The organism is Burkholderia sp. 3C, from assembly GCF_054589155.1.
Window position 1 is genome coordinate 168,198 of record NZ_BAAILN010000012.1, and the last position, 21,760, is coordinate 189,957.

The 21,760-nt window shown below is 68.8% G+C and carries 20 protein-coding genes and 1 pseudogene; 15 read left to right on the forward strand and 6 right to left on the reverse strand.

Translation table 11 applies throughout. The annotated features are described in order from the left end of the window. Window positions 1–151 precede the first annotated feature (151 nt). Complete coding sequence (locus tag ACYP33_RS01860; protein ID WP_459619344.1) at window positions 152–1,267, reverse strand: porin; 1,116 nt, start codon at window positions 1,265–1,267, stop codon at window positions 152–154. A gap of 198 nt (window positions 1,268–1,465) precedes the next feature. Here ACYP33_RS01860 and ACYP33_RS01865 point away from each other — a divergent pair, with 198 nt between their 5' ends. After that, the gene (locus tag ACYP33_RS01865; protein WP_414447368.1) at window positions 1,466–2,422 is read left to right on the forward strand and encodes a LysR family transcriptional regulator; all 957 of its coding nucleotides are present in this window, start codon (window positions 1,466–1,468) and stop codon (window positions 2,420–2,422) included. An 82-nt stretch (window positions 2,423–2,504) separates the two neighbouring features. Here the strand turns inward: ACYP33_RS01865 and ACYP33_RS01870 are convergent, their stop codons facing one another. Continuing rightward, window positions 2,505–2,846, reverse strand: a complete 342-nt coding sequence (locus tag ACYP33_RS01870; protein ID WP_459619346.1) for an ArsR family transcriptional regulator — start codon at window positions 2,844–2,846, stop codon at window positions 2,505–2,507. A gap of 242 nt (window positions 2,847–3,088) precedes the next feature. After that, a pseudogene (locus ACYP33_RS01875) lies at window positions 3,089–4,504 on the reverse strand (aminotransferase-like domain-containing protein); the annotation flags it as partial. Window positions 4,505–4,670: 166 nt separating this feature from the next. On the opposite strand from ACYP33_RS01875, the gene ACYP33_RS01880 reads away from it, so the two are divergent. From ACYP33_RS01880 to ACYP33_RS01930, 11 genes are all read left to right on the forward strand, one after another. Further along, window positions 4,671–6,995 carry an FdhF/YdeP family oxidoreductase gene (locus ACYP33_RS01880; protein WP_459619348.1) on the forward strand — a complete coding sequence of 775 codons (2,325 nt, stop codon included), beginning with the start codon at window positions 4,671–4,673 and terminating at the stop codon, window positions 6,993–6,995. Between the two features lie 162 nt (window positions 6,996–7,157). Continuing rightward, on the forward strand, window positions 7,158–8,066 hold the full coding sequence (locus ACYP33_RS01885) for a bestrophin family protein (protein ID WP_414439458.1): 909 nt from the start codon (window positions 7,158–7,160) through the stop codon (window positions 8,064–8,066). A gap of 81 nt (window positions 8,067–8,147) precedes the next feature. Next, window positions 8,148–8,888: a hypothetical protein gene (locus ACYP33_RS01890; RefSeq protein WP_459619350.1), complete on the forward strand. Its 741-nt coding sequence runs from the start codon at window positions 8,148–8,150 to the stop codon at window positions 8,886–8,888. A gap of 84 nt (window positions 8,889–8,972) precedes the next feature. Beyond that, on the forward strand, window positions 8,973–10,562 hold the full coding sequence (locus ACYP33_RS01895) for an ABC transporter substrate-binding protein (protein ID WP_414447364.1): 1,590 nt from the start codon (window positions 8,973–8,975) through the stop codon (window positions 10,560–10,562). A gap of 102 nt (window positions 10,563–10,664) precedes the next feature. Next, a complete protein-coding gene (locus ACYP33_RS01900; protein WP_459619352.1) occupies window positions 10,665–12,272 on the forward strand; it encodes an ABC transporter substrate-binding protein in 1,608 nt (535 codons plus the stop codon). Window positions 12,273–12,407: 135 nt separating this feature from the next. Beyond that, window positions 12,408–13,478: an ABC transporter permease gene (locus ACYP33_RS01905; protein ID WP_414447361.1), complete on the forward strand. Its 1,071-nt coding sequence runs from the start codon at window positions 12,408–12,410 to the stop codon at window positions 13,476–13,478. A gap of 53 nt (window positions 13,479–13,531) precedes the next feature. After that, window positions 13,532–14,470: a nickel transporter permease gene (gene nikC / locus ACYP33_RS01910; RefSeq protein ID WP_459619353.1), complete on the forward strand. Its 939-nt coding sequence runs from the start codon at window positions 13,532–13,534 to the stop codon at window positions 14,468–14,470. 4 nt (window positions 14,471–14,474) lie between these two features. After that, the gene (locus ACYP33_RS01915) at window positions 14,475–15,353 is read left to right on the forward strand and encodes an ABC transporter ATP-binding protein (RefSeq protein WP_414439464.1); all 879 of its coding nucleotides are present in this window, start codon (window positions 14,475–14,477) and stop codon (window positions 15,351–15,353) included. Between the two features lie 44 nt (window positions 15,354–15,397). After that, the gene (locus tag ACYP33_RS01920; protein WP_414449175.1) at window positions 15,398–16,153 is read left to right on the forward strand and encodes an ABC transporter ATP-binding protein; all 756 of its coding nucleotides are present in this window, start codon (window positions 15,398–15,400) and stop codon (window positions 16,151–16,153) included. A gap of 151 nt (window positions 16,154–16,304) precedes the next feature. Beyond that, complete coding sequence (locus ACYP33_RS01925) at window positions 16,305–16,559, forward strand: GlsB/YeaQ/YmgE family stress response membrane protein (protein ID WP_459619355.1); 255 nt, start codon at window positions 16,305–16,307, stop codon at window positions 16,557–16,559. 157 nt (window positions 16,560–16,716) lie between these two features. Further along, window positions 16,717–17,151 carry a hypothetical protein gene (locus tag ACYP33_RS01930; RefSeq protein WP_459619357.1) on the forward strand — a complete coding sequence of 145 codons (435 nt, stop codon included), beginning with the start codon at window positions 16,717–16,719 and terminating at the stop codon, window positions 17,149–17,151. A 48-nt stretch (window positions 17,152–17,199) separates the two neighbouring features. Here the strand turns inward: ACYP33_RS01930 and bla are convergent, their stop codons facing one another. Both bla and ACYP33_RS01940 read right to left on the reverse strand, forming a co-directional pair. Further along, on the reverse strand, window positions 17,200–18,087 hold the full coding sequence (gene bla / locus ACYP33_RS01935; protein WP_459619359.1) for a class A beta-lactamase: 888 nt from the start codon (window positions 18,085–18,087) through the stop codon (window positions 17,200–17,202). A 253-nt stretch (window positions 18,088–18,340) separates the two neighbouring features. Continuing rightward, on the reverse strand, window positions 18,341–18,913 hold the full coding sequence (locus tag ACYP33_RS01940; protein ID WP_414447356.1) for a murein hydrolase activator EnvC family protein: 573 nt from the start codon (window positions 18,911–18,913) through the stop codon (window positions 18,341–18,343). A 174-nt stretch (window positions 18,914–19,087) separates the two neighbouring features. On the opposite strand from ACYP33_RS01940, the gene ACYP33_RS01945 reads away from it, so the two are divergent. Further along, window positions 19,088–19,351, forward strand: a complete 264-nt coding sequence (locus ACYP33_RS01945) for a cupin domain-containing protein (RefSeq protein ID WP_459619361.1) — start codon at window positions 19,088–19,090, stop codon at window positions 19,349–19,351. Between the two features lie 23 nt (window positions 19,352–19,374). Here the strand turns inward: ACYP33_RS01945 and ACYP33_RS01950 are convergent, their stop codons facing one another. Then, window positions 19,375–19,566, reverse strand: coding sequence for a hypothetical protein (locus ACYP33_RS01950; protein ID WP_459619363.1), 192 nt, complete (start codon window positions 19,564–19,566; stop codon window positions 19,375–19,377). Between the two features lie 106 nt (window positions 19,567–19,672). Here ACYP33_RS01950 and ACYP33_RS01955 point away from each other — a divergent pair, with 106 nt between their 5' ends. Together ACYP33_RS01955 and ACYP33_RS01960 are read left to right on the forward strand one after the other, a co-directional pair. Beyond that, the gene (locus ACYP33_RS01955; RefSeq protein ID WP_414447353.1) at window positions 19,673–20,566 is read left to right on the forward strand and encodes a LysR family transcriptional regulator; all 894 of its coding nucleotides are present in this window, start codon (window positions 19,673–19,675) and stop codon (window positions 20,564–20,566) included. Window positions 20,567–20,776: 210 nt separating this feature from the next. Further along, window positions 20,777–21,760, forward strand: a 984-nt coding sequence (locus ACYP33_RS01960) for a carbon-nitrogen hydrolase family protein (RefSeq protein WP_459619365.1), incomplete at its 3' end; no start/stop codon positions are given.

Here is a 21,760-nt window from a genome sequence, read left to right on the forward strand (position 1 = left end):
GCCGGCCGCGATGGCCAGCCCGGTGCGCCGCGCGAGGCGGGTGAGGATCGGTACGGATTGCATGCGAACTGCTCCTGAGGGCGCGGGCCGCGCATCGCACGGCCCTGGCCCGACTGCTGACGAATAAAACCGTGCTGCGAGTGCGGCGTGCTCAGAACCGCGTGAACATGCCGAGCGTCACGCCGGTCTGGTTCGGCCCGAACGCCGTGCTGTCGGTGGTGCCGACCGGCGTGAAGGCGCCGTTGTTGCCGCGCGTCGCCTGGGCGTAGGCCACGGTCGCGTACAGCGAGGTGCGCTTGGACAGCGCGTATTGCGTGCTCAACACGCCCATCCAGGTATTGGAGTTGCCGGGCGTCTTGTCCTGATCGTAGTAATAGGCGGCCGTCACCTTCAGGTTGCGCGCGAGCGGATAGCGCACGCCGCCGAAGAACAGCGCCTGCGCCGACGACGCCGTCTTGGTGGTGGCCGGGTTGGTCAGGAAGTGCTCGTAGCCCGCCAGCAACTGGCCGCGGCCGATGTCCTGGCGGAACGCGATGCTCAGGTTGCGCGACTTCGTGAAGTTGCCGGTGGTGTTGATCGCGCCGTTGCGGTAGTCGTAGGCGACGCCCACGCCGAACGTGCCGCCGTCGTAATCGAGGCCGGCGCCGTAGGCCGCGCTGCTCTGGAACGAGGTCGGATCGCCGCCGAAGCTGTAGCCCGCGATCGCAGTGATGCCGGCAAAGCTGCCCACGTACTTGATCATGTTGCTGTTGCGCGCGCGGAACGCGAAATCGTTCGACGAGCCGGTGGTCGGGAACCACGTGTATTGCGGCGAGAACTGCATCGGGTCGTAGCGCAGCAGGACGTCGTACATCGGGGTGTATTGCAGGCCGAACGACAGCGAGCCGAACGTGCGGTTCGACAGGCCGACCGCCGAGGTGCGGTTGAACAGCGTGCCCGCCGTGGCCTGGGTGCCGTCGTTGCTGTTGAAGCCCGATTCGAGCACGAACCACGCGGCATTGCCGCCGCCGAGGTCTTCCGAGCCGCGCACGCCCCAGCGCGAGTTGTGGATGCCGCCGGAATTCATCCGGAACAGCGAGCCGCCTTGCGCGCTCGCATGGCTCAGGTATTCGACGTTGACGTCCACCACGCCGTACAACATCACCGAGCTGCCGCCGCTGCCCCCGCCGGTGGCGAGTTGCAGTGCTTCGTCGACTTCGTCCTGCTGCGCGTAAGCGGACGCGCATCCGGCAAGCAGCAGGGCTGCTGCGGCGTGGTGCTTTTTCACTTCGTGTCTCCTGGACCTTGTTGTGGTTTTCGATGTTTCGATGGCCGTCTCCGTCGCCCGGAGAACCCCGCCATATCAGGCTGCAATGTGTCAGGCGCAATCCTAGGGAGTCCCAAACCAGATGTAAAATATCGATTCGCTTGTAGTGCCATATGTCTGAAATATGGCTCGATCGTCCTGCCTGCCGGAGCCGTCCCGATGGAATTGCGTCACCTTCGTTACTTCCTTGCCGTTGCCGAGGAAGGCCAGTTCACGCGCGCCGCCGAGCGGCTGGCGATGCAGCAGCCGCCGCTGTCGCAGCAGATTCGCCTGCTGGAAGAAGAGATCGGTTTCGAGCTGTTCGTGCGCCAGCCGCGCGGCGTGGAACTGACGCCGGCCGGGCGTGCGTTCGCGCAAAGCGCCGAACTGGTGCTCGACACGCTGCAGCAAGGTGTGGCGCACGCGCGACGGATCGCGCGCGGCGAGCTGGGCACGATCGCGGTCGGGCTGACCAGTTCGGCCGGCTTCCACCCGATGACCACCGACGCGATCCGGGCGTTTCGCGCCGATCACCCCGGCATCGAGATCACGCTGGCCGAGCTGAACGCGGCCGAACTGAGCGAGCGGCTGTCGAACGGGCAACTGCACGTGGCGTTTCTGCGCAAGCCGGTGGATACGTTGCCCGGCGTGGCGTTCGAGCCGCTGCTCGACGAACCGATGGTGGTGGTGTTGCCGGTGGGCCACCGGCTACTCGAGGGCATGCAGGGCAAGCAGGGCGAGCCGCCCGCCATTTCGCTGAAGGCGCTCGAACACGAGGAATTCATCCTGGTACGCCGGCCGGGCGCGCCGGGCATGTATGCGGATTTCCTGGCCGCCTGCCGCAGCCAGGGTTTCGTGCCGCACGTGGCGCGCGAGGTGCCGCGCATGCTGACCGGCATCCATATGGTGGCGGCCGGGCTGGGCGTGACGCTGGTGCCGGCCTCGATGCAGCGCTACGACCACCGCAGCGCCGTGTTTTGCCCGCTGGCCGATCCGGCCGGTTTTTCGGCGCCGCTGCACCTGGCTTATCCGATCGAGATGCGCGATCCGGCCGCGGCGCGGTTTGTCGAGTTCGTGCTGGAGAAGAAGGCGCAGGCCGATCGCGAAGGCGATGCGGCCGGGGGGACGCGCGATTGATCGGGGGTGGGAGGGGCCTCGGTCGTGTCAGTCGCTTCAGCCACTGAAGGCACTGAAGGCGCTAAAGGCCACTTCCAGCGCTTCAGCCGCCAGCCGGCCCCCCGCCACCCTCGGAAAACAACGCATCGGCCAACGCCACGCCCTCGTCACTGAGCGCCACGTGGCCGATGCCATCCTCGCCGATCTCGGTGTGCGTCAGCCCCGCGCCATCGAGTTGCGTCAGCGTGCGCCGCAACGTGCTCATCGGCACCTGCGAGCGCTTGCTCAGTTTCGCCAGCGACCACGCGCGCCCCGGCGTTTCGGTCAGCGCGTCGCGCAGGCAAGCCAGCACCGCGACGATCACCGGGTCGAGCCCGCCGTCGTCCTGCGTATCCGGTTCATCGCCGCCCACTTGGCCGTGTTCGTGTTCCGTGCCATTCGTCATTTCGTCTCCTCCTCGTCCGGTTCGATCCGGCCGCCGCTGTCGCTGCCGTTGCCGCCGTTGCCACCCTCTCCGGCCTCGCTGCCCTCGCCGCGCTTTCCGGCCTCGCTGCCCTTTCTGCTCTCTCCAGCCTTGCCGCCCTCGCTGCTATCGCTGCCCTTGCCGCTCCCTCCGGCCTCGTCGCCCTTGCCGCGCGCTCCCGCCGCGCCACCCTCGCCACCCTCGCCACCCTCGCCACCCTCCCCGCGCACCGCCGCCGCCACCAGCCGGCCCAGCGTGCGCACCGCCTCCTCGATCTGCGGCGACCACGGGTAACTGTAGTTGAGCCGGATGCAATGCTGGTAGTTGCCGGTGGTCGAGAACATGTGCCCCGGCCCGATCGTGATGCCCTCGGCCAGCGCCAGTTGATACAGCGCCATCGCATCGCAGCCGGCCGGCAGCTCGACCCACAGCACGTAGCCGCCGGCCGGCTGGGAAATGCGCGTGCCGTCGGGAAAGAAGCGCCGCACCATCGCGGCCATCAGGTTGGCCTGCTGGGCAAAGGCCTTGCGGATGCGCCGCAGATGGTGGTCGTAGCCGTCGTGGCGCAAATATTCGGCGATCGCCAGTTGGTCGAGTGCGGGCGTGGCCAGCGTGTTCAGGAACTTGAGCTTCTCGACCTGATCGCGGTAGCGGCCCGGCATCGCCCAGCCGACCCGATAGGCCGGCGACAAGCTCTTCGAAAACGACGCGCAATGCAGCACCAGCCCGCGCCGATCGAACGACTTCAGCGCGCTGGGCCGCACCTCGCCGTAATACAGCTCGTGATAGACGTCGTTCTCGATGGCCGGCACGTCGTGGCGCGCCAGCAGCTCGACCAGCGCGGCCTTGCGCGCGTCGCTCATCCGAAAGCCGAGCGGGTTCTGGAAATTCGGCATCACCATGCACGCGGCGATCTTCTCGCGATCGAGGATGCGCGCCAGCGCGTCGAGGTCGATACCGTCCACCGGGTGCGTGGCCACCTCGATCGCGCGCATGCCGAGCCGCTCGATCGCGTGCAGCATCGCGTAGAAGGTGGGCGATTCGACGGCGATGGTGTCGCCGGGCCGTGCCACCGCCTGCAGGCACAGGTTGATCGCCTCGGTCGCGCCGATCGTCACGACGATCTCGTTCGGATCGACGGCGATGCCGCGCTCGCCATAGCGTCGCGCGATCTGGCGGATCAGTTCGGGGTTGCCGGGCGGCAGGTCGTCGATCACGCCCCAGCGCGTGCGGCGGCGCGCAATGCCGTGCATGTGGCGCGCGATCCGCTGCGACGGAAACAGCGCCGAATCGGGATACGGCGAACCGAGCGGCACGGCGTCGTCGCGGGCGATGGTGCGCAGTGTGGACAGCACCAGCCGGCTCACGTCCACCGTCGACGACACGGCAATCGGCGTGCTGACGTTCAGCGCCGGCTCGTCGGCCGCCACCTCGCGCGCCCGCACGAAATAGCCCGACTGCGGCCGGCTCTCGATCGCGCCACGGCTTTCCAGCACCAGATAGGCGCGCACCACGGTGGTGATGCTCAGATCGTGCTGATGACTCGCCTGCCGCACCGACGGAATCCGCTCGCCCGGCAAATACACGCCGCGCCGGATCATGTCGTCGATCTCGTCGGCCAGCTTCTCGTAACGCTTCATGCAGCCTCGTTCGAATTATTCTGAAGCACAGTTCCAGACTCAGGTGTACTGAGAAAACGCAACTGTACTCTTTTTCAGTTGCAGCAGGTGTGTACCCATGACGCACTGCGGCAAAGGTACGCTGCTTCCATCGCCGCTAGAGGCGGCCTTACGACACGTAGCAGCCATGAAGAAGAAAGCTCCGACTCCGCGCATCGAACCCTACCACCACGCCGCAGCGGGCTGGGGGGCCGTCAAGCAGGTTGCGATCAACCTGATCAAGGAACGGGTATCGGGCGGCAACTACCGCACGCTGTTCCGCCAGAACCAGCCGGACGGCTTCGATTGCCCGGGCTGCGCCTGGCCCGACCGCCAGCACGCGTCCACCTTCGAATTCTGCGAAAACGGCGTCAAGGCCGTGGCCGCCGAAGCCACCTCGAAGCGCGTGGGGCCGGATTTCTTCGCCGCCAACACCGTCACCGCCCTGCTCGAACAGTCCGACTACGAACTCGAACAGCACGGCCGCCTGACCGACCCGATGGTGTACGACGCCGCCAGCGACCGCTACCTGCCGATCGGCTGGGACGACGCGTTCGCACTGATCGCGCGCCACCTGAACACGCTCGACAACCCGAACCGCGCCGCGTTCTACACCTCGGGCCGCGCCAGCAACGAAGCCGCGTTCCTGTATCAGTTGATGGTGCGCCGCTTCGGCACCAACAATTTCCCCGACTGCTCGAACATGTGCCACGAGGCCACCAGCCGCGGCCTGCCGGCCACGGTCGGGGTCGGCAAGGGCACCGTCACGCTGCACGATTTCGAGCACGCCGACCTGCTGATGATCTTCGGCCAGAACCCGGCCACCAACCATCCGCGCATGCTCGGCGAGCTGCGCGAGGCGGCCAAGCGCGGCGCCACCATCGTCTCGATCAATCCGCTCAAGGAGCGCGGCCTGGAACGCTTCTCCGATCCGCAAAGCCCGATCGAGATGCTGACCATGGGCAGCACCAAGATCGCCTCGCGCTTCGTGCAGCCGACCATCGGCGGCGATTTCGCGCTGATCAAGGGTGTGGCCAAGCGCGTGCTCGAATTCGACGACGCAGCCGTGCTGGCCGGCCGGCCGCGCGTGCTGGACGTGGCGTTCATCGACGAACACTGCGCCGGCTTCGACGCATTCGCCGACGACCTGCGTGCCGAGGATTGGGCCGCGCTGACCGCCGAGAGCGGCGTGTCGTACGCACAGATCGATTCGCTGGCCGAGCTGTACGCATCGAGCGAGCGCGTGATCGCCACCTGGGGCATGGGCATCACGCAGCACAAGCATTCGGTGCAGACCATCCACATGCTGTCGAACCTGATGCTGATGCGCGGCAACATCGGCCGCGAAGGCGCAGGCCTGTGCCCCGTGCGCGGCCACTCGAACGTGCAGGGCAACCGCACGATCGGCATCGAGGAAAAGCCCACCATGGCGTTCCTCGACAGCCTCGGCAAGGTGTACGGTTTCGAGCCGCCGCGCCATCACGGCTACGACGTGGTGGAAACCATCGAGGCGATGCTGGAAGACCACGTCAAGGTGTTCATCGGCCTGGGCGGCAACTTCGCGATGGCCACGCCCGACACGCCGCGCACCTGGGACGGCCTGCGCCGTTGCGCGCTGACGGTGCACATCACCACCAAGCTGAACCGCAGCCATCTGATCCACGGCCAGGACGCGCTGATCCTGCCGACCATGGGCCGCACCGAGATCGACCTGCAGAACGGCGTGTCGCAGGGCGTGACGGTGGAAGATTCGATGAGCATGGTGCACGTCTCGTACGGCATGAACCAGCCGGCCTCGCCCAACCTGCTGTCGGAGACGGCGATCGTCGCGAGGATGGCGATGGCGCTGTTCGGCCCGGGCGATTCGGTCGACTGGCAGGCCTACATCAACGATTACGCGCTGATCCGCGATGCGATCGAGGCCGTGCTGCCCGGCTTCGAGAACTACAACGAGAAGATCGCCCAGCCGGGCGGCTTCCACCTGCGGGTGGCCTCGCGCGAGCGCGACTGGATCACGCCGAACCGCAAGGCAAACTTCATCGCGCACCCGTTGCCGACCGACACGCCGATCCAGCGCGCCCGCGCGCAGCACGGCGAGAAGCTGCTGACGCTGATGACCACGCGCTCGCACGACCAGTACAACACCACCATCTACGCGCTCGACGACCGCTATCGCGGCGTGTTCGGCCAGCGCCGCGTGGTGTTCGCCAACAAGGACGACCTGGCGATGCTCGGCTTCAAGGCCGGCGACTGGATCGACCTGGAAACCGTGTGGCACGACGGCATCGAGCGCCGCGCCGACGGCTTCCTGCTGGTGGAGTACGACATCCCGCGCGGCTGCCTGGGCGCCTACTACCCGGAAACCAACCCGCTGGTGCCACTCGACAGCACGGCCGACATCGCCAACACGCCCACCTCGAAGTCGATCCCGGTGCTGATGCACCGCGCGGCCGTCCAGCGCGCCGCGGCCTGATCGTCCAGGGCGCGGCGGCGAGCGCCGCCGCGTCCCGTTCCTTTTCCGTTTGCCGTTCCCTGTTTGCCGCCGGCGCGGCGTGCCCGATGGCGCGCCGTGTCGGCAAGGCATCGCGTTTCTGGTAGCGTTACCCGCTTCACCCGCCGCATCGGAGTTGCCGTCATGATCATTCGCCCACGCGAACACTGGTTCCGGATGCTGTTCGTCTGGAACGGCTCGGTGCTGCAATCGATCCTGCCGCAGCTCGCCGTGATGACCGTGATCAGCCTGCTCGCGCTGCTGACCGACGGCCGCATCCTCGGCACCAAGGTGCCGCTGAACCCCACCCCGTTCACGCTGGCCGGCCTTGCACTGGCGATCTTCGCGGCGTTCCGCAACAACGCCAGCTACGACCGCTATTGGGAAGCGCGCAAGCTGTGGGGCGGCGTGCTGACCGCCGGGCGCGCGCTGGTTTCGCAGGCGCTGGCCTACGGCGCAACCGACGACGGCGCCGGCTTCGCGCGCACCGTGATCGCGTTCGTCTACGCGATGAAGCACCAGTTGCGCGGCAGCGATCCGGCCGAGGATCTCGCGCAGTACCTCGACGCCGAAGCCTTCTCGCAGGTGGCCGCCGCACGGTTCCGGCCGGTGGCGATCCTGCATCTGCTGCGCGGCCGGCTGGCCGAACGCCAGCGCGCCGGTGAACTGAGCGACACCCGGCTGTGGATGCTCGACGCGCAACTGAACACACTTGGCGAGAAGCTGGCCGGCTGCGAGCGGATCGCCTCCACGCCGATCCCGTTCCCGTATCACGTGCTGCTGCATCGCACGATCTATTCGTACTGCATGATGCTGCCGTTCGGGCTGGTCGATTCGATCGGCTTCGCCACGCCGTTCGTGTCGGTGTTCGTGTCGTACACGCTGATCGCGCTCGATACCATCGCCGGCCATATCGCCGAGCCGTTCGGCACCGGGCCGCACCACCTCGCGCTCGACACGCTGACGCGCCAGATCGAGCGCTCGCTGCTCGAAACCGCCGGCGCACCGCTGCCCGACGAAATCCCCACCGATTCGCATTACCGCGCCGCGTAGGCGGCCCGTCGCTTCGCATCCGCGCTACGCCGGATCGCATCGCCGGCCGCGCCGCCGCGCGCGCGAGCCGACAATGCGGCCATGAGCGCTCCCGCCACGCTGCCCATCGCCCAGCCCGTCATGCTGCCCGCCGCCGCCCGGCTGCGCGAGCCGATCCACCTCGACCTGCTCGACCCGGCCGCGCGCAAGGACTGGGGGCGGCGCGTGCTGCAACTGCGCGAGCACTGGCGGCCACGCCATCCGGTCGCGCCGTTCTTCACGCTGGGGCTGGCCGCCTATCTCGACCATGGCCCGCACGGCACCGGCCTGTATGCCGATGACGCCGCGCGCCACGCCGCCAACGCGCTGCTCGACGCGCAATTCCGGCCACTGCTCGACACGGTGGCCGCCGCGCTGTCGGCCCGGCTCGGCGCGCCCGCCGTGCTGGCCGCCGCCGACGATCGCGCCGCGCTGCCCGGCTTCCATATCTATCTGCCGCATCCGGCGTTCGGCAAGCCGGTGGCGAACGTCCACCGCGACCTGCAATTCCGCGACGTGTTCCCCGCGCACGAGCCCACGCCGGGCGGGCTGATCAGCTTCACGCTGTCGTTATCCACGCCGCCCGGCAGCGGGCTGCGGCACTGGCCCGCCGAGCCCGCCGAAAGCGACGGCAACGCCGACGGCGAGCCCGCGTTCTTCCCCTACCGCGACGGCATGCTGGTGGTGCACGACGGGCTCGTCACGCATCAGGCCGTGCTTGCCTGCGACGGCGGCGTGGCGCGCATCACGCTGCAAGGCCACGGCCTGCAACGCGAGGACGGCCGCTTCGTGCTGTATTGGTGACATGGGGGACATGCGCGACGCCGCCCCGGAAGGCCCGGGCATTAATGAGAGAATCGCGGATTCATTCGATTCGACGGAGCCTGCATGAAGCGCCTGATGTCCACGCTCGCCGTCACCGCCGCGCTCGCGGCGCTGGCGCCCGCCGTTCCCGCCACGGCCGCGACGCCGCCCGGCATCTACGTGATCGCCACCCAGATCGGCGAATTCACCACGCTCGATCCGGCCGAGATCTACGAACTGGTGCCGTCCGAATACGTGGCCAACGTGTATGAGCGGCTGGTGCGCGTGGACCTGCGCGATCCGTCGAAATTCGACGGCCGCATCGCGCAATCGTGGAGCGTCGGCGCCGACGGCCTGACCTACACGTTCAAGCTCAGGCCCGGCCTGAAATTCCACTCCGGCAACCCGGTGACGGCCGACGACGTGGCCTGGTCGCTGCAGCGCACCGTGCTGCTCGGCAAGGGGCCGGCCAGCGTGCTGGCCGACCTGGGCCTCACCAAGGACAACGTCATGCAGAAGGTGCGCGCCGTGGACGCCACCACCGTCACGCTGCAAACCGACCGCAAGACCGCGCCGAGCTTCGTGCTGAACGTGCTGAGCGCCGGCCCCGGCTCGATCGTCGATCGCAAGCTGCTGGAAGCCAACGCGCGCGGTGGCGATTTCGGCAACGCCTGGCTCAAGACGCACGACGCCGGCTCCGGCCCGTATCAACTGGTCAAGTGGACAGCCAACGAGAGCCTCGTGCTGCAACGCTTCGACGGCTATCCGCAGCCCTACCCTATGAAGCGCATCGTGCTGCGCCACGTGCCGGAAGCCTCGGCGCAGCGGCTGCTGCTGGAGAACGGCGACGCCGATGCCGCGCGCAACCTGAGCCCCGACAGCCTCGCGAGCCTCGCCAAGGCCGGCAAGATCCAGGTGGCCGCCACGCCGGTGGCCGCGCTGATGTACCTGAGCCTGAACACCAAGAACCCGAACCTCGCCAAGCCCGAGGTGCAGCAGGCGATGAAGTGGCTGGTGGATTACGACGGCATCCAGCGCAACATCGTCTCGACCACCTACAAGGTGCACGAGACCTTCCTGCCCGACGGCTTCCTCGGCGTGCTCGACAGCAACCCGTACCATCGCGACGTGGCCAAGGCAAAGGCGCTGCTGGCCAAGGCCGGGCTGCCGAATGGCTTCGACGTGACGATGGACATGCCGAACGATTATCCGTACGTGGAGATCGCGCAGGCGCTGCAGGCGAACTTCGCGCAGGCCGGCATCCGCGTGAAGCTGCTGCCGGGCGACGCCAAGCAGGCGATCGGCAAGTACCGCGCGCGCCAGCACGACATCTTCATCGGCGAGTGGTCGCCCGACTACATGGACCCGAACAGCAACGCGCGCGGGTTCGCCTGGAATCCGGACAATTCGGACAGCTCGCCATCGCGCATGCTGGCCTGGCGCAATGCCTGGGCCATTCCGGAGCTGACCAAGCAGACCGACGCGGCGCTGGCCGAGCCGTCGCCCGCCAAGCGCGCGGCGCTCTACCGCAAGCTCCAGCAGGCCGTGCTCGACCGCTCGCCGTTCGTGATCATGTTCGAGAAGGTGGTGCAGGTCGCCACGCGGCCCGGCGTGAGCGGGCCGGAAATCGGGCCGATCAACGATCTGACGTCGTATCGGACGTTGAAGAAGTAGGCGCGGCGGATTTTTGACGCGCTTAGTGCGCGCTCGAATGTCTGATGTAATACCGGTGCCCGATTCGACGGAGTGCGTATGAACCTGCATATGAACCTGCGAATGACACCGAAAAAACCGCGCCTGCTGGTGGCGCTGGCCGCCCTCTCCACCTGCGTCGCGCTGTCCGGTCTGCCCGCGCGCGACGCGCTGGCGGCCACGCCGAAAGACATGTTCGTGATGGCCACGCTGCTCGACGAGTTCTCGACGCTCGATCCGGCCGAAGTCTACGAACTGGTGCCCGAGGAATACATCGCGAACGTGTACGACCGGCTGGTGCGCGTGAACCTGAAGGACCCGTCGAAGTTCGACGGCGACGTCGCCCAGTCGTGGAAGGTGGACGCCGACGGCACCACCTTCACGTTCACGCTGCGCGACGGCCTCAAGTTCCATTCCGGCAACCCGCTCGCGGCCGAGGACGTGGCCTGGTCGATCCAGCGCGCGGTGCTGCTCGACAAGGGCCCGGCCGCGGTGCTGGCCGGCATCGGCCTCACGCCCGCCAACGTCCGGCAAAACGTGCAAGCCGTCGACGCGCACACGGTCACGATCCGCACCGACCGCAAATACGCGCCCACCTTCGTGCTCAACGTGCTCGGCGCGTGGCCGGCCTCGGTGGTCGATCGCGCGCTGCTGCTCTCGCAGCAGCAGAACGGCGATTTCGGCAACGGCTGGCTCAAGACCCACGAAGCCGGCTCGGGCGGCTACCGGCTCGTCAAGTGGACGCCCGGCGACAGCCTCGTGCTGCAACGCTTCGACGGCTACCGGCTGCCGCTGGCGATGAAGCGCATCGTGCTGCGTCACGTGCCCGAAGCCGCGACCCAGCGGCTGATGCTCGAAAGCGGCGACATCGACGCCGCGCGCGACCTGAGCCCCGACGATCTCGCGGCCGTGGCGCACAGCGGCAAGGCGAAGGTCACGGCCTCGCCGCAGGCCACGCTGCTCTATCTCGGCCTGAACACCAAGAACCCCACGCTCGCCAAGCCCGAGGTGCAGCAAGCGCTGAAATGGCTGGTGGACTACGACGGCATCCAGCGCAACGTCGTCAAGACCATCTACAAGGTGCACCAGACCTTCCTGCCCGAAGGCTTCCTGGGCACGCTCGACGACAACCCATATCACCTCGACGTGGCGAAGGCCCGCGCGCTGCTGGCCAAGGCCGGCGTGCCGAACGGCTTCGCCGTGACGATGGACGTGCGCAACGACTACCCGTACACCGAGATCGCGCAGGCGATCCAGGCCAACTTCGCGCAGGCCGGCATCAAGCTCACGCTGATCCCCGGCGACAACAAGCAGACGCTGTCGAAATACCGCGCGCGCCAGCACGACATCTACATCGGCGACTGGTCGGCCGATTACATCGATCCGCACAGCAACGCGCAGGGCTTCGCCTGGAATCCCGACAATTCGGACGGCTCACGCTACAAGATGCTGGCCTGGCGCAACGCCTGGGCCATTCCGGAGCTGACCAAGCAGACCGACGCGGCGCTGGCCGAGCCGTCGCCGGCACAACGCGCAAAGCGGTATCAGGCGATGCAGCGCGCGATGCTGGCCGATTCGCCGTTCGTGATCCTGTTCGAGAAGGTGGCGCAAGTCGCCACCGCGCCGGGCGTGTCCGGCCTCGCGGTCGGGCCGATCAACGATCTCGTGTCGTATCGGCAATTGAAGAAGTAGGCGCGGCGCGGCGGCGCCAAGCGGGTTTGCCGCGCCCGGCGCATCCGGCATACTTCGGGTTCGCGCGCAATCGGCAGCCGATGGCCGCCGATCCGCGCCGCGCCCGACTTCCCCTCCCAGGAGACTGCCGCCTCGATGTCGTCCCCCATCACGCTGTTCGACGCGCTGCGCACGCTGCCCGCGCGACGCCCGCTCGCGCGCTGGACGCTGCGCATCGTGCGCTGGGCGCTGACGCTGGCGATCACCTTCGCGGGGCTGCTCGCGCTGACCTTCGTGATCGGCCGCAAGGTGCCGATCGATCCGGTGCTGGCGGTGCTCGGCGACCGCGCCTCGCCCGCCGCCTACGCGGCCGAGCGCGCGGCGCTGGGCCTCGACCGGCCGCTGCTCACGCAATTCCTGATCTACGCGCGCGACGTGCTGCACGGCAACCTCGGCATCTCGCTGCTGACCTCGAACCCGGTGCGCGACGACATCCTGCGCGTGTTCCCGGCCACGCTCGAACTCGCCACCATTGCCACCGTGATCGGCATCGGCATCGGCGTGCCGCTCGGCGTGGCCGCCGCGGTGCGCCACAACCGCCCGATCGATCACCTCGCGCGCTTCGTCGGCCTGATCGGCAGCTCGGTGCCGGTGTTCTGGCTCGGCCTGATGGGCCTGCTGCTGTTCTACGCGAAGCTGCACTGGGTGGGCGGCCCGGGCCGGCTCGACCCGGCCTGGGACGGCATGGTCGACACGCGCACCGGCAGCCTGCTGGTAGATTCCGCGCTGGCCGGCGAGTGGGACGTGTTCCGCAACGCGCTCTCGCACATCGCGCTGCCGGCCGCGATCCTCGGCTACTACTCGGTGGCCTATCTGAGCCGCATGACGCGCTCGTTCATGCTCGACCAGTTGAGCCAGGAATACATCGTCACCGCGCGCGCCAAGGGCGTGCCCGAGCGGCGCGTGATCTGGCGGCACGCGTTCGGCAATATCGCCGTGCCGCTGCTCACGGTGATCGCGCTGACCTACAGCAACCTGCTCGAAGGTTCGGTGCTGACCGAGATCGTGTTCGCGTGGCCCGGCATCGGCTCGTACCTGACCGGCGCGCTGCTGAACGGCGACATGAACGCCGTGCTCGGCGCCACGCTCGTGATCGGCGCGATGTTCATCACGATCAACCTGCTGACCGACGCGCTCTACCGCGTGTTCGATCCGCGCGCGCGCTGACTTGCCGCCCCGACCTGCCGCCCCGAACCGCCGCCCCGAACGGATTCCCCCCGATGACCCAGCCTCCCGTTTCCCCCGACGCCGCGCCCGGCCCGCGCTGGCGCGCCTGGCTGCTCAGCGACGCGCCCGCCTCGCGCTCGCAGGCCTCGCTCGGCTTGGCTTACCGCCGCTGGCGCCGCTTCGCCCGCAACCCGCTGAACCTGCTCGGCCTGGCGATCCTGACCGCGCTGGTGCTGCTCGCAATTGCCGCGCCGCTGGCGATGCCGCACGACCCGCTGCGCCAGGTGCTGAACGACCGGCTGCTGCCGCCCGGCTCGCCCTCGTACTGGCTCGGCACCGACCAGCTCGGCCGCGACATCCTCTCGCGCCTGATCGCCGGCTCGCGCATCACGCTCGGCATCGCGATCCTGGTGGTGGCGATCGTGGTGCCGATCGGCGTGCTGATCGGCACCACGGCCGGCTTCGTGGGCGGCTTCGTCGACAGCGTGCTGATGCGCATCACCGACATCGCGCTGGCGTTCCCGAAGATCGTGCTGGCGCTGGCGTTCGCGGCCGCGCTCGGGCCGGGCGTGGTCAACGCGGTGGTGGCGATCTCGATCACCGCGTGGCCCGCCTACGCGCGGCTCGCGCGCGCCGAAACCCTGCGCATCGCGCAGGCCGATTTCATCCACGCCGCACGCCTGCAAGGCGCCTCGGGCACGCGCATCCTGCGCCGCTACATCGTGCCGATGTGCCTGTCGTCGGTGATCGTGCGCGCCACGCTCGACATGGCCGGCATCATCCTGACGGTGGCCGGGCTCGGCTTTCTCGGCCTCGGCGCGCAGCCGCCCAGCCCGGAATGGGGCTTCATGGTGGCCTCGGGCCGCAACGTGCTGCTCGACGCCTGGTGGGTGGCCACGCTGCCCGGCGGCGCGATCCTGCTCGTCAGCCTCGCCTTCAACCTGCTCGGCGACGGGCTGCGCGACGTGCTCGACCCGCGCCACGGAGCCTGAACCGATGACCCACGCACCCTCCCCGCCGGCCGCGCCGCTCGTCGAGATCGACGGGCTGCGGATCGGCTTTCGCGGCCACGACGGCCAAGTCACCGACGCGGTGCGCGATTTGTCGCTGACGCTCGCGCCGGGCGAGCGGCTCGGCATCGTCGGCGAATCCGGCTCCGGCAAATCGCTGACCGGGCGCGCGCTGCTCGGCCTGCTGCCCGACGCCGCGCAATGGTCGGCGCGCACGCTGCGCTTCGCCGGCCGCGACCTGCAAGCAATGCGCGCGGCCGAACGGCGCAAGCTGTGCGGCGCCGAGATCGCGATGATTCTTCAGGATCCCAAATATTCGCTGAACCCGGTGATGACGGTGGCGCAGCAGATGGCCGAGGCGTTCCGGCTGCGCGAGCCGGGCCTGCGCGGGCGGGCGCTGCGCGAGCGGATCGTCGAGGCGCTCGCGGCGGTGGAGATTCGCGACCCGCAACGCGTGGCCGACGCCTGGCCGCACGAGCTGTCGGGCGGCATGGGCCAGCGCGTGATGATCGCGATGATGGTGTCCACCGGCCCGCGCCTGCTGATCGCCGACGAGCCCACCTCCGCGCTCGACACCGCCGTCTCGATGCAGGTGCTCGCCGTGCTCGACGCGATGGTGGCGCGGCATGGCTCGAGCCTGATGTTCATCAGCCACGACCTGCCGCTCGTGATGTCGTTCTGCGACCGGGTGGCCGTGATGGTGGGGGGCCGCGTGGTGGAAACCTGCGCCGCGCGCGATCTCGCGCACGCGCAACACCCGTACACGCGCGGGCTGCTCAATGCGACGCCGCCGCTGCAAGCGCCGCCCGATCAACTGCCGGTGCTCGCGCGCGACCCGGCCTGGTTCGAGGAGACCGGACGATGAACGCAGCCGCTGACTCGAAAGCATCCGACGCACCCGAGGCGCCGATGATCGACGTGCGCCACGCCTCGGTGCGGTTCGCCACGCGCACCGGCCATGTCGACGCCGTGCGCGACGTCAGCTTCGCGGTGGCGCGCGGCGGCGCGTTCGGGCTGGTGGGCGAATCGGGTTCGGGCAAATCCACGCTGCTGCGCGCGCTGACCGGCCTCGCGCCGCTGGCCGGCGGCACGCTCGCGATCGATGGCCGCGCCGTGAGCGGCAAGCTCGACCGCGCGTTCCGCCGCGATGTGCAGATGGTGTTTCAGGACCCCTACGCATCGCTGCACCCGCGCTTCACCGTCGACGAGACGCTGCGCGAACCGCTCGCGATCCACGGCATCGCCGACGCCGACACGCGCATTCCGCGCGCGCTGGCCGAGGTCGGGCTGGGGCCGGCGTTCCGCTTCCGCTATCCGCATCAGCTTTCTGGTGGACAGCGCCAGCGCGTGGCGATCGCCCGCGCGCTGATCGTCGAGCCGCGCGTGTTGCTGCTCGACGAACCGACCTCGGCGCTCGACGTGTCCGTGCAGGCCGAAATCCTGAACCTGCTGCGGCGGCTGCATCGCGAGCGCGGGCTGACGATGCTGCTGGTCAGCCACAACCTCGCCGTGATCGGCTTTCTGTGCGAGCGGCTGGCCGTCATGCAGCACGGCGCGGTGGTCGAGCAACTGGAAATCGCGGCGCTGCGCGAGGCGCGCGTGGCGAGCGACTATACGCGCACGCTGCTGCGCGCGATCGACGGCTACCGGCGAGCCGAGGCCTGAGCCCGACACGGCGTGCGAGGCAAGCGCACCCCGGCACGCACTCGCAAGCGGGCCCGCGACTGTCGTACCATCGCACGGCAGGTCCGGCGGATCGCGTGACCGGAACGACCGCCCGGCGCTGCATTTTTGTTCAACTGAATAAGGAGCGCCCGTGATTCATCTCATCGAAACGCTCGTGGTCGGCCTGGTGGTCGGCTTGCTCGCCCGCGCGCTGAAACCCGGCGACGACCAGATGGGCATCGTCATGACCATCGTGCTCGGCATCGCCGGTTCGGTCATCGCCGGCTATATCGGCCGCGCGGCCGGCTGGTATCAGCCCGGCCAGGGCGCCGGCTGGATCGCCTCGATCATCGGCGCGATCGTGCTGCTGGTGGTGGTCGGCGCGGTGCGCAAGCGCGCCCGCTGAGGCTGGTGCGGGCGCTGCCGCCTGGCAGCGCCCGGGTTCCTCCGCGCCGCCTATCGTCACCGCCTTCTACCCCGCTTTTCTTCGCGCTGCCGGCCCTGCCCGGCAAGATCGCCGCGAATTCGATTTAAGTCTCACCCCGGAAATGTCGTCATTACCAGTGAACGAGCCGCTGCATGTCCCTCGCGCCATGCCGGCCGTTCCCGAGCCTACAATTCTGGAGTCCGACATGAATCACCGCCTGCCATTCACCGCGTCGTTGCTGCCGCGCCGTCACTCCGCCGATTCGCTGCGACTGTCGTTCGCCATGCTGATACTGGCGGCAGCCGCCACCGCCAGCCACGGAGCACACGCCGAGAGCGGCACGATCCACTTCTCGGGCCGGATCGTCGAGCCGCCGTGCGCGTTCGGCCTCGACGCAACGCATCTTCAACCGCGCTGCGCCCGCCCTGCATCCGCCGAAATCACGTTCGCGGACGCGCTCGACAAACGCACGCTCGCGACCGCGGCGCTCGTCGCGTCCGGTGCGCCGATCGCACTGCCGGCCGAAGCGCGGCGCGGCGATGCCATGGTGGTCACCGTGAATTACCGCTAGACGGCCGACGAACCGCGGTTCGGGCGATTCGGCGCTACCCGCACCGGATCACGCAAACACCGACGTGACGATCCGCGCGACCGACGCGATCGCCGCGTTGTCGTAGGCCGCATCCTTGGCCGGGCGCGTGGTGTACACGGCCAGCACGACCGGCGCGCGGCTCGGCGAATACAGCACGGCCACGTCGTTCGCGCTGCCGTAATCGCCGCTGCCCGTCTTGTCGGCCACGCGCCAGCCGGCCGGCGCACCGGCGCGAATGCGGGTGTCGCCGGTGGTGTTGCCGAGCATCCACGTGACGAGCTGGGCGCGGCCCGCCGGATCGAGCGTGTCGCCGAGCGTGACGCGCCGCAGCGTTTCGGCCATCGCGCCCGGCGTGGTGGTGTCGCGTTCGTCGCCGGGCACGGCGTCGTTCAGCTCGGTTTCGATGCGGTCGAGCCGGAACGCGGCGTCGCCGGTGGAACGCGCGTAGGCGGTAACCGCCGCCGGGCCGCCGAGCAGGCGAATCAGCAGGTTCGCGGCCGAGTTGTCGCTGTATTGCAGCGCGGCGGCGCACAAGGCCGCCACCGTCATGCCGGTGGCCACGTGCTTGCTCGACACCGGCGAGTAGTTGACGAGATCGTGCGGCGTGTAGCGGATCACGCTCGACATCAGCCGCGCGTCGCCGCTCGCGCGCGCCAGCACGGCGGACACGAGGATCGTCTTGAACGTGCTGCAAAACGCGAAGCGTTCGTCGGCGCGATACATGATGCGGGCCTTGCTGCCGGTATCGATCGCGGCGACGCCGAGCCGGCCGCCGAACGAGGCTTCGATCGCCGCGAGCTGGCGCTCGGCGTCGGCGACCTTGGCGCTGCCCTGGCGCGACGTGGCGCAGGCGGCCAGAACGGGGGCGGACACGGCGGCGAGCAACAGCGAGCGGCGAAGCGGGGAATGGGTCATGGCAGGAAGTGGATGTCGTGGCAAGGGGATCGGGGCGGATCGCGGCCGCGTGGCACGGCGGATGCGCCGGAGCCGATTCTGACAGACGCGGCGGGCGAATGGTTCGCATCGCTGTCGCATGTGTCGCGTCGCGTAGGGGATATAGGCCGACCTGCGTCACGCGCGGCTCGCGTTCGCGCATTCTTGCAAGCGCGCTCGACGTCCGGCACGCGTTAGCCCACTCCGACATGCACGCACGACGTTCGGCCCGCGTTCAGCCCTGCCGCACCGGCAGATACCCGGCCGGATCGACCGGCTTGCCGTCGCGCCGCACTTCGAACATCACCGCCCCGCCCGCCTCGGCGATCGGCTCGCCCTGGCGGACGATGTCGCCGGTCTTCACCAGCAGCCGGCTGCTGCGCGCGTAGGCGGTCAGGAAATCGGCGTTGTGCTGGACGATCACGAGCGAGCCGTAGTCGTTGAGGCCGGTGCCCGCATACATCACACGGCCGTCGGCGGCGGCGCGCACGGCGCCGGCCGAGCCCATCGCGATCCGGATGCCGCGATTGCGGCCGGGTTGGAAGCCCTCCACCACCGGGCCGTCGGCGGGCCAGGCCAGCGCGACGCGCTGGGCGTGGCGGCGCGTCGCGCGCACGATCTGCGCCGCGTCGGCGGCCGATACCGCCGGGGCCTGAACGGCGGGCCGGGCACCGGCCAACGCGTCGCTCGGCGGCACCGGCTGCGGGCCGCTAGCGCAGCCGGCGACGGCACCCACGGCGGCCAGCGCGGCCGCCAACGCAACACACCGGACGACGCCACGGGACAGTGAGGAAAACTGAGAATACATGCGGAATTCGGCTCGACGGATCAGCCGGCAAGGATCTCAAAATCGGCGCGCGGCACCTGTAAGCGGATGCAAACAAATCTGACAAAGTGCGGCGAGGCGGATTCGCGCATACTGCGTCTCTACCGGCCGATCGTGCCCGCCCCCACTACCTCGATACCGCCCCGGAGCCATCCCATGGACCAGCCCACCTTCCTCGCCGAACTCGCCCGCGACGGTTTCCCCGCGCCCGTACCCGTCAAGCGCGGCGCCGGCACGCTCGACGAACACACGCATCCGTTCGAGGCCCGCGCGCTGATCGTGGCCGGCGAGATCACGCTGCGCGTGGCGGGCGTGGACACCTGCTACCGCCCCGGTGACGTGTTCCATCTGCTGCCGAACATCCCGCATCTCGAAACCTGCGGCCCGGACGGTGTCGAATACCTGGTCGGCCGCAAGTAAGCGGCAAGCGGCAGGCCACGCGCTCAAGCGAACCGGTCGAGCAACGCGGCCCACGCGGTAGCCGCGCCGATGCACAGCATCACGAGATGCAGCGCGAGCTTGAACGAGACGAACCAATCGGGACTGCCATCCATTTCCGTCACCTTGCCGTTGATCGCACGACGCAATCCGGCGTCGTGCGAGGCATGATGCGCGCGCCCCGCTGCCGCCACCATGCGGATCTCGCTCAGGGCGCCTCAGGCACGGCCTGACACCGCCGCACCGCGATCCCTGTTAGCGTATCGCCTGCCTGTCCGTTGCCGACTACCCGAGCCTTCCCCCATGCGATTCGATCTCACCGACCTGCGGCTGTTCCTGAACGTGTGCCAGGCCGGCAGCATCACCGGCGGCGCGGAACGCACGCATATCACGCTGCAATCGGCCAGCGAGCGGATTCGCGGCATGGAGGACACGCTCGGCGTGCCGCTGCTGCATCGCACCAAGGGCGGCGCACAGCCGACCGACGCGGGCCGCTCGCTCGAACATCACGCGCGCGTGGTGCTGCAGCAGATCGAGCAGATGCACGGCGAGTTGCAGCAGTTCGGCGAGGGGCTGCGCGCGCGAATTCGGCTGCTGTGCAACACCGCCTCGCTCAGCGAATACCTGCCCGACGCGCTGGCCGCCTACTTGCCGGCGCATCCGCAGATCTCGATCAGCGTCGAGGAGCGGTCGAGCGAGGACATCGTCCACGCGATCCGCAGCCGCACGGCCGACGTGGGCATCGTGGCCGATTCGGTCGGGCTGGACGGCCTCGAACAGCGGCCGTTCCGCGAGGATTGGCTGCTGGTGGTGGCGGCCGCGTCCGATCCGCTCGCACGGCGCAAGACGGTGTCGTTCGAGGAGATCGTCGGCGCGGAATTCGTCGGCCTGACCGACGGCAGCGCGCTTCATGCGCACCTGGCCGATCAGGCGCGCTCGCTCGGCAAGCGCATCACCTACCGCGCGCAGTTGCGCAGCTTCGACGCGATCTGCCGCGTGATCGAGAGCGGCGTGGGGGTCGGCATCGTGTCGCGGCACGCCGCGCAACGCGCGATGCGCACCATGCAGCTCGCCACCGTCGAGCTGACCGACGACTGGGCCTATCGGCGGCTCGTGCTGTGTGCGCGCGAGTTCGATGCACTGCCGAACTACACGCGGGAATTCGTCGATTTTCTGAGTGCGGGGGCTGAGGAATGAATGCGCGGGCAGTGCGCTGACGGCAAGCCCGGGTGTCAGCGTTTTCGCATTCACCGACTTCCTGAGCACCGACGCGCCAGCCTGAACGCACAGGCAATGCTTCAGCAGCACCCCGTGTGCCACCATTTTCGCGAAGCACTGTACATCGACACCGGCAGGTAGCCGCCCGAGAATGATCGCTCTCCCGCTACCCGCTCCCTCCCGTCGATCATGAACACCTATCCGGCATTTCGCGCGGCCGCCTGCCACGTCGCGCCCTATTACTTCGACACGCCCCGCACCGTCGACAAGGCCTGCGCGCTGATCGCCGAGGCCGCCGCCAACGGCGCGGCGCTGGTGGCGTTCCCCGAGGCGTTCGTCTCGTCGTTCCCGGTGTGGTCGGGCGTGTTCGCACCGGTCGACGTGCACGAGTTCTTCCATCGCCTCGCCTCCAGCGCGATCACGGTGCCCGGCCCCGAGGTGCGGCAATTGCAGGAATGCGCGCGGCGTCACGGCGTGATCGTGTCGATCGGCATCAACGAAGGCACGCCCGTCAGCCCGGCCTGCATCTGGGATACCAACCTGCTGATCGGCAGCGACGGCCGGCTGCTGAACCGCCATCGCAAGCTGGTGCCGACCTATTGGGAAAAGCTGACCTGGGCCAACGGCGACGGCAGCGGGCTGCGCGTCGTGGATACCCCGCTCGGCCGGATCGGCGCGCTGGTGTGCGGCGAGAACACCAATTCGCTGGCGCGGTTCGCGCTGCTGGCGCAGGGCGAGAACGTGCATGTGTCGTCGTTCTCGCCGCGCTGGCCCACCCATCCGCCCGGCGAGGGCGGCTACGACCTGGAAGCGGCGATCCGGCTGCGCGCGGGCGCGCACGCGTTCGAGGGCAAGCTGTTCAACATCGTCGCGTCGGGCTTCCTGCCGCCCGAGGCGATCGACCTGATCGCCCGCGACGACGCCCGCGCGCGCCGCCTGCTCGAAGAATCGCCGAAGAGCGTGTCGATGATCTTCGGGCCGGACGGACGCGTGATCAGCGAGGTGCTGCGCGACGAGGAAGGCATCGTCTACGCCGACATCGATCTGGCGAAATGCGTGGTGCCGAAGCAGTTCCAGGACGTGGTCGGCTACTACAATCGCTTCGACGTGTTCGACCTGCGCGTCGATCGCCGCCCGCTGCGCCCCGCCACGTTCCTCGACGGCGCGCAGCCC